This window comes from Metaprevotella massiliensis (genome assembly GCF_900241015.1).
Genome location: NZ_LT965938.1, coordinates 26549 through 40825, shown reverse-complemented (window position 1 = coordinate 40825; position 14277 = coordinate 26549). Strand labels below are relative to the sequence as shown.

General features: G+C 45.0%; 12 protein-coding genes and 1 pseudogene. 9 read left to right on the top strand and 4 right to left on the bottom strand.

Annotation, left to right across the window (positions count from 1 at the left end):
• The first annotated feature begins 1 nt into the window (after nt 1).
• The 3 genes from C1709_RS00465 (at nt 2) to C1709_RS01085 (ending at nt 3309) form a co-directional block, all read left to right on the top strand.
• Nucleotides 2-2191, top strand: a complete 2190-nt coding sequence (locus tag C1709_RS00465) for a peptidase domain-containing ABC transporter (protein ID WP_004336027.1) — start codon at nt 2-4, stop codon at nt 2189-2191.
• A 17-nt stretch (nt 2192-2208) separates the two neighbouring features.
• Nucleotides 2209-2688: a hypothetical protein gene (locus C1709_RS00460; RefSeq protein WP_004336026.1), complete on the top strand. Its 480-nt coding sequence runs from the start codon at nt 2209-2211 to the stop codon at nt 2686-2688.
• Nucleotides 2689-3132: 444 nt separating this feature from the next.
• Complete coding sequence (locus C1709_RS01085) at nt 3133-3309, top strand: IS1 family transposase (RefSeq protein WP_080547849.1); 177 nt, start codon at nt 3133-3135, stop codon at nt 3307-3309.
• Between the two features lie 52 nt (nt 3310-3361).
• On the opposite strand, the gene mobC is transcribed toward C1709_RS01085, so the two are convergent.
• The 3 genes from mobC to C1709_RS00440 are packed head-to-tail and all read right to left on the bottom strand — an operon-like array spanning nt 3362 to nt 7113.
• Nucleotides 3362-5368 carry a conjugal transfer protein MobC gene (gene mobC, locus C1709_RS00450; RefSeq protein ID WP_102285002.1) on the bottom strand — a complete coding sequence of 669 codons (2007 nt, stop codon included), beginning with the start codon at nt 5366-5368 and terminating at the stop codon, nt 3362-3364.
• A gap of 54 nt (nt 5369-5422) precedes the next feature.
• Nucleotides 5423-6703: a conjugal transfer protein MobB gene (gene mobB / locus C1709_RS00445; RefSeq protein ID WP_102285001.1), complete on the bottom strand. Its 1281-nt coding sequence runs from the start codon at nt 6701-6703 to the stop codon at nt 5423-5425.
• Nucleotides 6700-7113, bottom strand: a complete 414-nt coding sequence (locus C1709_RS00440) for a plasmid mobilization protein (RefSeq protein ID WP_102285000.1) — start codon at nt 7111-7113, stop codon at nt 6700-6702. Before C1709_RS00440 ends, mobB begins: the two co-directional genes overlap by 4 nt.
• 541 nt (nt 7114-7654) lie before the next feature.
• On the opposite strand from C1709_RS00440, the gene C1709_RS00435 reads away from it, so the two are divergent.
• From C1709_RS00435 to C1709_RS00410, 6 genes and pseudogenes are all read left to right on the top strand, one after another.
• Nucleotides 7655-8434, top strand: a complete 780-nt coding sequence (locus C1709_RS00435) for a ParA family protein (RefSeq protein ID WP_007173349.1) — start codon at nt 7655-7657, stop codon at nt 8432-8434.
• Between the two features lie 9 nt (nt 8435-8443).
• The gene (locus C1709_RS00430) at nt 8444-8950 is read left to right on the top strand and encodes a DUF3408 domain-containing protein (protein ID WP_102284999.1); all 507 of its coding nucleotides are present in this window, start codon (nt 8444-8446) and stop codon (nt 8948-8950) included.
• Nucleotides 8951-8983: 33 nt separating this feature from the next.
• Nucleotides 8984-9781, top strand: coding sequence for a hypothetical protein (locus tag C1709_RS00425; RefSeq protein WP_102284998.1), 798 nt, complete (start codon nt 8984-8986; stop codon nt 9779-9781).
• A gap of 164 nt (nt 9782-9945) precedes the next feature.
• Entirely contained in the window at nt 9946-10248 is a 303-nt protein-coding gene (locus C1709_RS00420) for a DUF4134 domain-containing protein (protein WP_004378854.1), read from the top strand.
• Nucleotides 10249-10253: 5 nt separating this feature from the next.
• The gene (locus tag C1709_RS00415; protein WP_060940970.1) at nt 10254-10589 is read left to right on the top strand and encodes a DUF4133 domain-containing protein; all 336 of its coding nucleotides are present in this window, start codon (nt 10254-10256) and stop codon (nt 10587-10589) included.
• A pseudogene (locus C1709_RS00410) lies at nt 10586-12487 on the top strand (TraG family conjugative transposon ATPase); the annotation flags it as partial. The gene C1709_RS00415 and the pseudogene C1709_RS00410, both read left to right, overlap by 4 nt.
• Before the next feature lie 212 nt (nt 12488-12699).
• On the opposite strand, the gene C1709_RS00405 reads toward C1709_RS00410, so the two are convergent.
• Nucleotides 12700-14253 (bottom strand): IS1182 family transposase, encoded by a 1554-nt coding sequence (locus C1709_RS00405; protein ID WP_102284997.1) that lies wholly within the window; start codon nt 14251-14253, stop codon nt 12700-12702.
• Nucleotides 14254-14277: the final 24 nt, after the last annotated feature.

Here is a 14277-nt window from a genome sequence, read left to right as displayed (position 1 = left end):
AATGAAGAAGATGAAAATTATCATGCAACGTGATGCTATGCAATGCGGTATAGCATCATTAGCTATGATTTCTAATTATTTTGGTCGATTTATTTCAATCGAAGAACTCTCCAAAATATGTTTTGCATCTTCGGAAGGTGTTTCTTTACAAGGACTATGTGAAGCCGCAACCACTCTAGGCTTTCATTCTATTCCTGGCAAAGTAACTATTGAGTCTTTGTGTAATGAAAATCTTCCATGCATACTTCATTGGAATCAGAATCATTTTGTTGTATTATACAAGGTTAAAAGGAATAAGTTTTATATTGCTGACCCAAGTAAAGGTATCCAGAAATGCACTATTGATCAAGTGAAAACACATTGGATAGCCACAACTTCTAATAACGAAGAGAAAGGAATTGCTTTATTCCTTGAACCGAATGATAATTTCAAAACCTCAAAGCAACAGAAGAGATTCCATCCTCGATCTTTTAGATTTCTATATGGATATTTTAAACAATACCGTAATTTTTTTACTCAAATAATCATTGGCTTAGTTTTAGGATGTGTTTTGCAACTAATCCTACCATTTCTAACACAGTCAATCGTAGATATTGGAATTAAAAATAATAATATTGGTTTCATTTGGCTTATATTATTAGGAGAGTTTTTGATTGTTATAGGGCGCACGGCTACGGATTTTATTCGCAGATGGTTATTATTGCACATATCAATGCGGATTAACATTTCGTTGGTGAGCGACTTCTTTATCAAACTCTTAAAACTGCCCATGTCGTTCTTCGACACCAAACTGATGGGCGACCTTATGCAGCGTATGAGCGACCACAGCCGTGTAAACTCGTTTCTGACACAGCAAACGCTCAGCATCGTGTTCTCGCTTTTTACATTTGTGGTATTCAGCGTTGTACTGCTGTCTTATAACTGGCTCATCTTTACCATTTTCATGCTCGGCAGTCTGCTCTATGGCGGTTGGCTTGCGCTATTTCTCAGACGTAGAAAGATGTTGGACTATGAACTCTTCGAGCAACAAACCATCAATAACAACAAGACCTACGAGTTCATCACCTCCATGCAGGAGATAAAGCTCCAAGATTGTGAACAACGCCGTCGCTGGGAATGGGAGGATGTTCAGGCAGACCTTTTCGGGGTGCAGATGAAGTCGCTGAAGCTCCAACAGACACAGGAGGCAGGCAGCATCTTCATTAACGAACTCAAGAACATTGTCATCACGGTGGTGGCTGCAACAGCCGTCATTCACGGACAGCTTACTTTAGGTATGATGCTTGCCGTGCAGTATATCATCGGACAACTCAACTCCCCCGTTGAGCAGTTGATGAGTTTCTTCTATTCAGTGCAGGACGTGAAGATAAGCCTTGAGCGTATCAATGAGATACACCGCATAGATGATGAGAACGGAAAGCAAGGATTGGAAATGGCAGTAAAAGAAGAACATAAGGGAATTGACCTTGAAAGCGTAAACTTCAAGTACGACCCTCACGCCCTGAAAACTATCATTGATGATGTAAGCCTCACAATCCCCAAAGGCAAGGTAACAGCTATCGTAGGCGCATCGGGCAGCGGTAAGACAACACTCATCAAGCTTATGCTGGGCTATTACCCTGTATTGGGCGGAAAAATCACCATTGGAGGAACTGATGTAAATGAGCTCAATAAGAAGTGGTGGCGCAGACAATGTGGCGTAGTGATGCAGGACGGTGTGATATTCTCCGAGAGCATAGCAAGGAACATTGCCGTAGATGATGGCGAGATAGACAAGGAGCGGTTGCAGAAAGCTGCAGAAATAGCCTGTATTCACGATTATGTGATGGGGCTGCCCTTAAAATACAACACAAAGATTGGTCGCGATGGCGTGGGGTTGAGTCAGGGACAGAAACAGCGTATTCTGATAGCAAGAGCCGTGTATAAGAATCCCGATTACATCTTCCTTGACGAAGCCACCAACTCGCTCGATGCCAACAATGAGCGCATGATTGTGGAACATTTGGACGGGTTCTACAAAGGCAAGACAGTCGTTATCGTGGCGCATAGACTAAGCACAGTAAAAAATGCCGACCAGATAGTGGTGTTAGATAAAGGTAAGGTAGTAGAGACAGGCAACCACGAAGCACTTACAGCGAAGCGTGGTGCTTATTACAACCTTGTAAAGAATCAATTGGAATTGGGTAACTGACAGCAGAAAGGAAGATTATGGCAGACAACAAGATAGAACTCCGCAGCGAGAAGGTAAAACACATCATTGGCGAGATTCCTTCAGGTATTGTACGCTATGGCATCACTATTATCACCATTGTAATATTGGGACTGCTGGTGGGCGCATACTTTATACCTTATCCCGAAACCGTCAGTGCAAAGGTACAGATGACAAATGCCCGTCAAGGCACAATAGACATTCCCTATAAATACGTGAATACGATAACGAGAGGAATGACGGTAAACATCGAAGTTGAGGGTTACGATGCAGAAACATACGGAGCTGCCAATGGTATCATAACATCCACATCGCATACACCCCGACAAACGGCAGCAGGCAGCGTGTTCACGGCACAGATAAGGATAACGGATTGCAGGTATAAAATTATCAGTGGAATGACTGGTACAGCATCTATATTAATAAGCAATGAAAGCATACTTCAAAAGATTGTAAGGCGAATTATAAATGTCCAGTAACTTCCATTGTAATAAAGCGATGAAAGAGGGCAATATCTATGTTAATATGTCCACATTGCTGTTCAATGGAAATGATCAAAAGTGAGAAGAAACGCAATGGCAAACGGTGCTACTAATGCAAACATTGCCAAAAACGTTTTATTACCGGTTACGCCGACAAAGCCTATCTTCCTGACACTGATTCTGAAATCATTCAACTGACCAAAGAAAAGTGGAGTATTCGTAGTACGGCACGAGTATTGGAAAGTTCAATTACCACTTTGCTTAAAAGGATTTTACAGATAACAAGTAAAATCAAATAACCGTCTATCGCTGTACGATAGAGAAATAAATCATGTAGTTGCCTTCAATGTAGGCAGAGTACCAATCGTACTTTGTCGGTAATACTTAAAAGCCCTTTCCTCTTCAAAGCTGAATTTATTTATACCGATAAATTGAAAAACTATGGCTATCTTATCAGTTAGGAAATACTCCATACCCGTTTTTCATTCCACCAACCATATCGAGCTGTACAATCTTACACTTCTCACTCACCTAAAACGGCTAAACCGGAAAACGATTTGTTACAGCCGTAGTTTATCAATGCTAACAGCTATCATAAGGATTTATCTGTGGGTATAGCCATGTTCCGTAATCATCACACTGCAACTACAATACCCAATCCGTGTTTGTATTATTTGTCTGGAATGAGATGGGACAAGGCAGGGGTGTTCTTTATCCTTTGAATCTCTGAATCAACCAGCGAGAGTATTTCTTGCTTTATCTTACGATAATTGGCTTCGATGGTTTCTTTGAGATTGTCTGAGCCATCTTCATTTTTGAATTCCACTATCATAGGGATGGGCTGGTATGCTTTCATTTCAGCCGACACCTTGGCACTATCCACAACAATCTCCGCGTGAAAAATCTTTTGGTCGATACGTTCATCAAAGTTGTCGGACACTGCACCCACAAACATACCCTGTGTAAGGTTACTGATTTTCGATGCAGGGATAAGGCTGTCCATCTGTGTGGAGATAGAGGTGGATTTGTCGTTTCGGTTGATGGTCATAGATTGTCGCTGCTGAAGTACCTTGCCGAAACGCTCGGAAAGAGTTTTGGCTGTTTCTCCAACCACCTGCCCTGAGAACACATTACCCACCGTATTCTGGATTACCTTGCTCTCCTTGTCGCCATAGTCACGGGTAAGCTGCGAAAAGTCCTGAAAACCCAAGCACACTGCCACTTTATTGCTTCGTGCTGTGGCTATGAGATTATCCAATCCACGGAAGTAAATCGTTGGCAACTCGTCGATAATTACCGAGCTTTTAAGTTGCTTCTTCTTGTTGATGAGCTTTACGATACGGCTATTGTAAAGTCCGAGTGCTGCCGAATAGATATTCTGCCGGTCGGGATTATTGCCCACAACAAGTACTTTCGGCTCGTTGGGATTGTTGATGTCAAGCGAGAAATCATCACCTGTCATCACCCAATAGAGAGCCGGAGAAATCATTCTTGAAAGCGGTATCTTGGCACTGGCAATCTGTCCCTGCAACTGGTCTTGCGCCCCTCCTTCCCACGCATCCATGAAGGGAGAAAGGTAGTTGGCAAGTTCATCGTAGGAGGTGAGTATGGGGAAAATCTGTGCGTAGGGGCGGTTCAGAAACTCAATAGCGTGTGGAAATGTGCAATACTTCCCGTTTTCATAGATTTTCAGAAACCAAATGATGGCAGCCAGCAAGATAATCGGTGACTCGACGAAGAAATCTCCCTGCTTCTGTATCCACGAGCGGTTGAGGTTAAGCATGATGGTGTAGGCACTCTCGTAGGCATCCGATATATCCGTCATAAAGGCAGGATTGATGGGGTTGCACCGGTGCGACTTGCGTGGGTCGTCGAAGTTGATTACATAGAACTGTGGCTTTACTTTGTAAGCGTTCAAATGACGGAGCAGGTGATTATAGGCTATTTCCGAAAGGTCGGGAAACTTATAGTCATAAATATACATGGCAAAGCCTTTTTCTATCTGCTGCTTGATATAGTTGTTCACAATAGCGTATGACTTGCCCGAACCGGGTGTACCGAGCACCATCGAGGCACGGAAAGGATTGACCACATTGATCCAGCCCTTGTTCCACTTCTTCTTATAGTAAAAACGTGTAGGGAGATTGACCGAGTATTCATTCTCCATCAGCCTTGTTTCCTGCATAAAACTCTCATTCTCCGTGTTGAATACATCGTCCATCAGGTTGTTTTTGAGCAGTCGACTCATCCATACGCCGCCCATCAGCAAGCAGATATAGCCAATGGACAGCGTAAATATATAGAGCGAAGCCGCCCCTATCTTGCCAATGGGCAATGCCAACAGCCACCAGTTGAGAAAGAAAAAGACGAAGCCGGAGAAAAGCACCGTCCAAATCTTTGGCCACGTGATTTTCTCTTCCTTCACGCCTTTCGTCCCTAAACAGGACAGGGCAAGGAACACCACACAAAAAAGTTTCGTCCAAAGGATGGATGAAAACAATCCCGTAGTTCGCTGGAAATTCATCAGTATCTTGTTGATGATACCGAGCGTAAAGTGCCACTCGTTAAACGCCTCGTAACAGAACCAATAACAGTTAATCAAGAGAAATATCACTGATATTCCCCGCATAAAGTCCATGACTTTACCCAATGCCCTTAAATCGTCTTCCTGTGCCATAATACTATTTAATTGTTGTTAGAATGTCGTTTGAATACTATTTGAATGAAACTCTTAACGCTTCCTGCGTTTAAGATTTACCTTACTTTGTCTGCGAAGTTTACGCTGCCATACGGCTTCCTTCCAATCATCGTTGCCCATCGTTCCGAATGACTCGCCCACCATATCCTCTATAAGTTCATCGACAAGGTTGTCTCCTTCTTCCGTCTCTGATTGCGAGGGTTGAATGGTCGGCGATTGTTCCAAACGGGCAGACGGACTGCCATACAGCGTTTCATCCAAGAATGGGTTGTTTGTTGGATTGGAGAAATAGGCGTTGAATACATTGGCGGCATATCCCTTGCCCAATCGGGAGCCATTGAGCGCAACGCCATCTTTATCGTCAATAAAGGTAATGCTATAGATCCGACCGCTTTCGTTCTTTCGGATTATCACACGCAAGCCCTGTTCCTCCAATCGTTGCCGAAGTTCTTCCTCCGTCTGGGGAAAGGTACGCATTGTTTGTAACACCATGCCTCTTATAGTCGGTACTAATGGCTTGATGGTTTGCTTCGATTTCTGCATCCTGTTCTGTACGGCAGTATAGCCCACACCACGACCGATGTCTGAGGCATGGATGGGTGTGCCTGCCTTGTTGCCCTTGTCATCGGTCGGGACATAGACAAGCCCGTCGTATTTCTTTCCCCGAAACTCAGTCTTCACTTCTTCCACGGCAAGATTGTATGCGGAAAGAATGGCGTTCAGTTCGCCCAATGAACAGAAGCGATAATGCTTCAGAACCGTGCGGACAACGCTTGCGACCTGCTCCTTGATATTTCCCTTACTTATGTCCACCTTGGGCATTCCTACTTCCTCCTTATCACTGACCTTTGAACTCGGAATCAGGTTGTATTTCCTTTCCAAGGCATCGGTAATCTGTTTGCTCCTTCGCTTTTCAAATATATCATTGATCTTCTTTCCCTCGCCGTCCACCCGAAGCGACACGATGTGTATATGCTCACGGGCAATGTCACAATGTTTGAACACGATATAGGGTTGCTTGACGTAGCCGAGAGCTTCCATATACTCCCTGGCTATCTGCGTGAGTGTTTCATCGGAGAGTTTCTCGTCCGGATGCGGATTGAGGGAGCAATGGAATACCGCTTTCTTCGTTCGGCATTTCCTCGGTATCAGAGCCTCCATGTCGGCAAGCACTTCCTCCATCGTATAACGTCCCTCCCTGTCCTGATACAACTCAGCGGCAAGGAGAATGCTCGCTTCCCCTTTCTCCACCTTTTTGAAGTTATAGCCGAGTGCCCCTCCGAGGTTCTCCGTGGAAGAAATGTTTGCTATCATTTCTTGCGGTAGTCTATGGTCAGACGGATAGACTGTTCCTGCAAGGTGATAATTTGAGCCGATAAATGCTCTAATTTTTCAAGCAGAATCTGTGCGGTCTTCACGCTGTGATATGTGTTGATGGCACGAACGGTCTGGTTATAGAGCACGCCAATCTTGTGGATTTGTGCCGTCAGTTCGGAGAGTTTTCGGTAGTATTCCACGGCGGATTTATCCACCGTAATCACCTTGAAACTCTCTCCAAGAATACGACCGCGCACAAAGTCCGACTTGGTTTCTGCACCCGAACGCTGAAACAAATCAATCGCCCTCTGCTGGTCTTTCGGGTTGGGAAGGCGTACATGCCAGTTGTCCCATCGTGGCTTTTCTGCCGCCTTTCGTTCTGAACGATGTTCCTCTTTCTTATCCATATCCGTTTTGTTTTCTAATTACGACTTTGGAGTAATTCTCTTCCCCTTCGGGGCAAGGGTCTTTGTGGTACAAACTGCGGTTTGTGTTACAAAGACACACCTTGCCAATATCAAGAGTTGATGCAATAGAAGCATCCACCTGTAAGGGTGTCCGCTTCGGATAGTTTACCTCCATGTTTTTTATCTGCCTGCAAAGTTACGGTGGATTTTCAAATATCTCATTATCAAACATTTTCACTCTTTTCCCTTATTTATCCTTGTACTTCTATGACATAGAAATATCTATCGAAAAAGCTTTTATTTTGCAGATAAAACGAACGGAATATCGTTCGATAAAACTATTAAAAGAACGATATGACGAACTCTATTTCAATAGTTCAATATATCGTCAGATAGAACTATCGAGATGTCGACAAATCGACAAATCGAACGATCGATAATTCGATATTTCGACAGATAAAAGAATTAATAATTCGTTCTGACGATTAGTTTAACGAGCTACCATTCGAATTATAGTTCAAACGATTAAAATATCTATAGTATGGAACAGATACAAACATCGCCCATATTTCTGGGCTTTTCCTCTCAAAAGGGAGGTGTTGGCAAAAGCACTTTGGCGGAGATAGTCAGCAGCATTCTTTACTACGAAAGAGGCATTCGCCTTTTTGCAGTAGACTGTGACTTGTCTCAGGATTCTTTCTATAAACTCCGTGAAAGGGAAAAGGCTTGCATTGAAAGTGATCCACAGCTTTCTCAGCAGATGAGACAACATTTCTCTTCTTTGAAGCGTACAGCCTACCGCATACTCAAAGCTGCACCTAAGGAGGCAATAGCAACGGCAAGCGAGTATATCAGTAATCATCCATCAGAGAAATTCGATTTGGTCATCTTTGACTTTCCCGGTCATGCGGGTACCAGTGACCTTCTGCAACTCTCGCTGGATATGGACTATATCCTTTCTCCCTTAGAGCCAGACGTGCAGTCGATGGTTGCCTGCCTCACCTATATCAAGGCGGTAAACGATTTGGGCGTGTCCATGTCAAGTGCCCGTATCAAGGAAGTCATTCTTCTATGGAACAAAGTTGACCGCAGGGTTAAGAACACGCTCATTGAATACTACAGCAAGTATATCAAGAACGAAGATTATACGCTGCTTAACCAAAACATCTATGCCACCCACCGTTTCAGCCATGAATTGGAGCAATACGGATTTCGTGGGGTATTCCGCTCCACTTACCTTCCTCCTAATAAAGCCTTACGGACAGGGACTGGTATTGATGAGCTGATAGAAGAATTACTTACCCATATTCAAATTAAATAAGACAGCATTATGGCAAACATACAGGAACAACGGCAAAAACTGGAAGCCAAGCTCAAGGAGATGGCTGAAGAAGGGGTGATGAAGACTCCTCCCAAGGAAACGCTGGCTTTTGACCCACCTGATGAGGAAGAAGATATGAAAACAGAGGTCAGTGTCAACCAAAAGGAAAAACCGCATCTGGTAAAGGAGGTTGTGTCTACCTCGGAAAATAAGCAGGATAAGACTTTGTATAAAAGCCACGAGAGAGGAAATGAAAAATGTGTGGGAACATCTCAGATTTCCTTAGACGACTACCGCACACGCTATTTACAGTCAGTCCGCCTTCGGGAGCGGACCAATTTTACCATGAGTGCTGAAACACTCCAAGTGCTAAAAAACGTCTTGCAGGACTTGGGCGAACGGGTGTCAATGGCATCCTACATTGACAACATCCTGCGTGAACACCTCAAGGAGCACAAGGAACTGCTCAATAATGCCACAGCAAAGCATCGACGAAAGGTAGCAATAGATTTTTGAACAAAGAACCAACGATATATAAAAATCACCATTATGCAAACGATACTATTCAACATACTTCTGTTTCTGATAGCGGTATGGGTGTTCATTGGAATACTCTTCCTCTGGCAACAATTCCGCATGGCGTGCCGCAAATTGGAGAAAGCATGTGAAAAGAAAAATGAACAGGAACAAAAACAGAGAGTGTCTTCTGTTACCCAAGACCAAATTGAGCAGGCACAGCAAATGCTTGTCGGCAAAAGCAAATCATACGGGGAACGCTATGCCGAAATCACAAAAGAGAATACGGAAAACTCTCAAAAATTCCCCGAAGTTCCCGCTGTTTCCTCCTCTGAAAATCCAGCCGATAATCCCGATACCTTTGCAGAAAAAAGCTCACAGGTGTCCAAAGAAAAAGAAGTGGAAGGTACAGAAGAGGACAATGAAATGCAGGTTGACTACACAATGGACGAAACTGACGAAGACGCAATTGTCCGTGAGGAACTGCAAATCGCTGATGCGGAGATGCCCGAAGTCTCACCTTCCGCCATTCTTACAAGAGATTTATATCGTGTAAACGGCTGGCATAGGAATGACGATGAACTTGATAAGGTAGATGAAGACAAGGTGCAGGACACGTTGCAAAGCATACGGGGCACACAGCTCATGGACTATATCAAGGAGGCAACGCTCAAGCAAGAGAAAGACCATCAAAAGCTGCTTGCCGCTATTCGTAAGGCGGAAGAAGCGGAAATGACGAACGAAGAAACAATATCTCCCGAGTTTGATTCTGCACAAGAGAATAGCGATACATCGGAAGAAGCCGACCGTCCACTGTCATACTATCTGTAAAACTAATGTTCTTATTCATATTATAAAATTGTAAAGTGATGCGGGGGTGGCTCAAAAGTAAAACAATCTGCCAATATCTGTCATACGATAAAACCGAGCTACCCCTTGCCACTTTCACCCTAAAAAGAAAATAATTTGTTTAACAACTTAAAATAAAAAGAACAATGAACAACAAAAAGAAAATCACAATGCTGCTCCTGATAGCCGCCACTGCCACAGGAGCGTACGCACAGGGCAACGGCATGGCGGGTATCAATGAAGCCACCAAGATGGTGACCAGTTATTTCGATCCCGGTACGAAACTTATCTATGCCATCGGTGCCGTGGTGGGCTTGATCGGAGGAATCAAGGTCTATAATAAGTTCAGTTCGGGTGACCCCGATACGAGCAAGACCGCAGCCTCTTGGTTCGGTGCGTGCATCTTCCTCATCGTGGCTGCCACCATCCTACGTTCTTTCTTCCTGTAACCACTATGGCGAGTTGGGAAATCAACAAAGGTGTAGGTCGGACGGTGGAGTTCAAGGGCTTGAAGGCGCAGTACCTCTTCCTCTTTACAGGAGGCTTGCTGGCTGTCTTCATCCTCGTGGTCGTGTTCTATCTCTGTGGCATCAGTCAGATAACCTGTCTGGTCATAGGCGTAGTGGGTGCCACCCTCGTGGTGTGGCAAACGTTCTCCATGAACCGAAAGTACGGGCAGTATGGGCTGATGAAGCAGGGAGCAGTTCGTATGCACCCACGCTACCTCTTGAACCGCCGGACGGTCTTTCACCTTATCCGTAACCTTCAACCCAAAAGAAAGAAGCAATGAGAAACAACAGTAAGATAACTACCTTGGAGTCGAAGTTCCCGCTGCTCTCCGTTGAGCAGGGGTGTATGGTGAGCAAGGACGCAGATATTACGGTCGCCTTCCGTTTGGAATTACCCGAACTCTTTACCGTTACCTCAACAGAATACGAGGCAATGCACTCTGCCTGGCATAAGGCAATCAAGGTGCTACCCAATTACAGCATCGTACACAAGCAGGACTGGTTTATTAAGGAGGACTATCAAGGAAATCTCTCCGATGGCGGACTGAGCTTCCTTGCCCGTTCCTCCGAAAGGCACTTCAACGAACGTCCGTATCTCCACCACTCGGTCTATCTCTTCCTTACCAAGACGAACAAGCAGCGTATGGCACAGCAGAGTAATTTCTCTTCACTCTGCCGTGGACACCTGCTGCCCAAGGAAATCACCAACAAAGATGAGGTGATGAAGTTTATGGAAGCCGTTGACCAGTTCGAGCGTATCATCAATGATACCGAGCAGCTAAGGATTGTCCGCATGACTGAAGATGAGTTAGTTGGCACAAATGAAAAGGGCGGACTACTCGACAGGTATTTCTCTCTATCTGAAGAAGGGCATGCGTCTTTGGAGGACATCCGTCTGGGCGCAGACCTTGTGCGTGTGGGCGACAATATGCTCTGCTTACATACATTAAGCGATACAGATGATTTGCCCACAAGTGTGAGCACGGACAGCCGATATGAACGGCTTTCCACTGACCGCTCCGATTGCAGGTTGTCCTTCGCCGCTCCCGTGGGTTTGATGCTGCCGTGTAACCACATCTATAACCAGTATATCTTCATAGAGGATAGCGATGCCAACTTGGAACGCTTCGAGAAGCAGGCAAGAAACATGCACTCGCTGGCACGCTACAGCCGTAGCAACCAAATCAACGAGGAATGGATACAGGAGTATCTCAATATTGCCCACTCACAGGGACTGACCTCCATTCGTGCCCACTTCAATGTGCTGGCATGGAGTAGTGATAAGGAAGAACTTCGCCAGATCAAGAATGACGTGGGCTCTGCACTTGCCTTGATGGAGTGCCACCCTCGCCACAATACCATTGATGCGGCAACGCTCTACTGGGCGGGTATTCCCGGCAATGCGGCAGACTTTCCTGCAGAAGAGTCATTCTATACTTTCATCGAGCCTGCCCTCTGTTTCTTCACGGCAGAGACGAACTATAAGGACTCGCTCTCTCTCTTTGGTATCAAGATGGCTGACCGACTTTCGGGTAAGCCCATCCACCTCGATATCTCCGACCTGCCAATGAAGTGTGGCGTGATTACCAACCGTAACAAGTTCATCTTAGGTCCTTCGGGCAGTGGTAAGTCTTTTTTCACCAACCACATGGTACGCCAGTATTACGAGCAAGGGGCACACGTCCTCTTGGTTGATACGGGTAACTCGTATCAAGGCTTGTGTGAACTTATCCACCGCAAGACCAAAGGTGAGGACGGTGTGTATTTTACCTATACCAATGAAAATCCGATATCCTTCAACCCTTTTTATACGGATGATTACTTCTTCGATGTTGAGAAAAGGGAGAGTATCTGCACATTATTACTTACACTTTGGAAAAGTGCTGATGAACATATCTCCAAGACCGAAGCAGGCGAACTCGGTTCTGCCGTCAATGCCTATATCGAACTTATCAGGACGGATCATACCATCGTTCCCTGCTTCAATACCTTCTATGAGTATCTGAGGGACGTGTACCGCAAGGATATGGAAAAGCGTGACATCAAGGTAACGCTCTCGGACTTCAACATCAACAACCTCTTAACTACATTGAAGCAATACTATCGTGGCGGTCGATATGATTTCTTGCTGAACTCGGACAAGAATATTGACCTGCTCTCCAAACGCTTCATTGTCTTTTATTACTGTCCGCTAAACTTTTGGGTAAGATACAAATTTAGAGGGTGTGTCATAATTGACTATGGTCATTTATGGCGCACCCTCTTTCTGTATATCGTTTAGCGAAAGCAAAAACAAAGTTATTTATTGATTTTTGTTATATGGTGTCCCATTGGCTTAAAATTGCCATCCAGACTTTCCACGACACTGAAAATATGGTAAACACAGGTCCATTATGCCGCCTTTTTCGACTTTCCACACATTTTCTTCAGATTGAAGGCAATGGCAAAGAAGGCAAAGTCCATTTCGACCTTGTCTTTTCCAAAATGTCTGAATCGTTTGTAGCCGTAGTCAGCCTTAATCTGTCCAAAGACCGCCTCTGGTTCGATGCACCTGCGACCTCGATGCTTTATTCCGACCTCAGATGTCAGCCTTTCTGATGCTTTGCGCTTGTATTCCTTCAAGCGGTGATTGACTTCTATGACTCTGTTGCCTTTAGCCCTGAAACAAGATCCTCTAAGCGGGCATCCTTCGCAGTTTTGGGCTCTGTACCTTGCGCTTTCCGTCTGGTATCCATTCGCTGTCTTGTCGCGTTTGGTGCCAATGCGTTCCATGTGCTGCCCCATTGGACATACGTAATAGTCTTGTCCGGCATTGTAGAAGAAGCTGTCCTGATGAAATGGACCCGGTGCATAGTGCATACGCTGCTCTTTGTGGAACATGTTGTATTTGACGTAGGCCTCGATACCGTTCTCCTCCATAAAGCGGTAGTTTTCCTCAGAGCCGTAGCCGGAGTCAGCTACCTCAGTGCTTGTCAGATGTCCATAGCGTGCAGCAAAGGAGTACATGAATGGAATGTATGTCAGAGTGTCTGTGGGATTGGGGAACAAGGCGTAGTTGAGGATGAACTGGTTCTCGGTGCCTATCTGTAGATTGTATCCAGGTTTGGTCTGTCCATTGTTCATCGCATCCTCCTTCATGCGCATGAAGGTGTCGTCGGGTTCCGTCTTGCTGAAGGAGTTTCGCGTGCCGAGCGTTTCCTGCTTCTGCTCATAATCTGCAAGAGAGGCCGCTTTTTTCTCTATCTCCTGTATCTGCTTCTTTTTCTCACGCAATGCTTTCTTTGCCTCTTTTGTCTGTGGCGCTTCTTTCGATAGCTCCTCGTTTAGACGTGATGTTATCTCGCAGACCATAGCTGGGGTTATCCCGGTTGACTCGGTCTTGCTTGCATTGTCCTGGGCTATAACGTCGTCTACCTGAGACAGGAGCACGGCAAGCTGACGCTTGAGCTTGTCTATGTTGCGCTCCACGTTCTTGCGCCAGACAAAGGTGTACTTGTTGGCCTTGGACTCTATCTTCGTGCCGTCGACATACTCCACGTCAAGTGTGATGAAACCTTTCTCTGCCAACAGAAGAACCAGCTGTGTGAACACGTTTGAAATCTCGTCTTTCACACGGTTGCGGAATCGGTTGATGGTGATGAAGTCAGGCTTGTTGTAGCCAGCAAGCCAAATAAAGTGGATATCGCGTTTTAGCAATTCCTCTATGCGGCGACAAGAATAAATGTTGTTCATGTAGGCGTAGATGATCACCTTGAGCATCATACGGGGATAGAATGCATTACGCCCTTTTACATGATAAAGTTTCAATATGTTGCTGATATCAATCTTGTCAAGCACATGGTCGATAATGCGTACCGGAGCGTCATCGGCGATATCTTCGTCGATTCTTGAAGGAAAAAGCAGGATTTCCTTGCTTAGATTGGGAATAAATTGTACCTTTGACATACTATAAATTCTTTCCATAAAGGT

Coding starts and splice junctions, on each gene's coding strand:
- C1709_RS00465 (WP_004336027.1), top strand. CDS start 2: ATGAAGAAGATGAAAATTATCATGCAACGTGATGCTATGCAATGCGGT.
- C1709_RS00460 (WP_004336026.1), top strand. CDS start 2,209: ATGGCAGACAACAAGATAGAACTCCGCAGCGAGAAGGTAAAACACATC.
- C1709_RS01085 (WP_080547849.1), top strand. CDS start 3,133: ATGGCTATCTTATCAGTTAGGAAATACTCCATACCCGTTTTTCATTCC.
- mobC (WP_102285002.1), bottom strand. CDS start 5,368: ATGGCACAGGAAGACGATTTAAGGGCATTGGGTAAAGTCATGGACTTT.
- mobB (WP_102285001.1), bottom strand. CDS start 6,703: ATGATAGCAAACATTTCTTCCACGGAGAACCTCGGAGGGGCACTCGGC.
- C1709_RS00440 (WP_102285000.1), bottom strand. CDS start 7,113: ATGGATAAGAAAGAGGAACATCGTTCAGAACGAAAGGCGGCAGAAAAG.
- C1709_RS00435 (WP_007173349.1), top strand. CDS start 7,655: ATGGAACAGATACAAACATCGCCCATATTTCTGGGCTTTTCCTCTCAA.
- C1709_RS00430 (WP_102284999.1), top strand. CDS start 8,444: ATGGCAAACATACAGGAACAACGGCAAAAACTGGAAGCCAAGCTCAAG.
- C1709_RS00425 (WP_102284998.1), top strand. CDS start 8,984: ATGCAAACGATACTATTCAACATACTTCTGTTTCTGATAGCGGTATGG.
- C1709_RS00420 (WP_004378854.1), top strand. CDS start 9,946: ATGAACAACAAAAAGAAAATCACAATGCTGCTCCTGATAGCCGCCACT.
- C1709_RS00415 (WP_060940970.1), top strand. CDS start 10,254: ATGGCGAGTTGGGAAATCAACAAAGGTGTAGGTCGGACGGTGGAGTTC.
- C1709_RS00405 (WP_102284997.1), bottom strand. CDS start 14,253: ATGTCAAAGGTACAATTTATTCCCAATCTAAGCAAGGAAATCCTGCTT.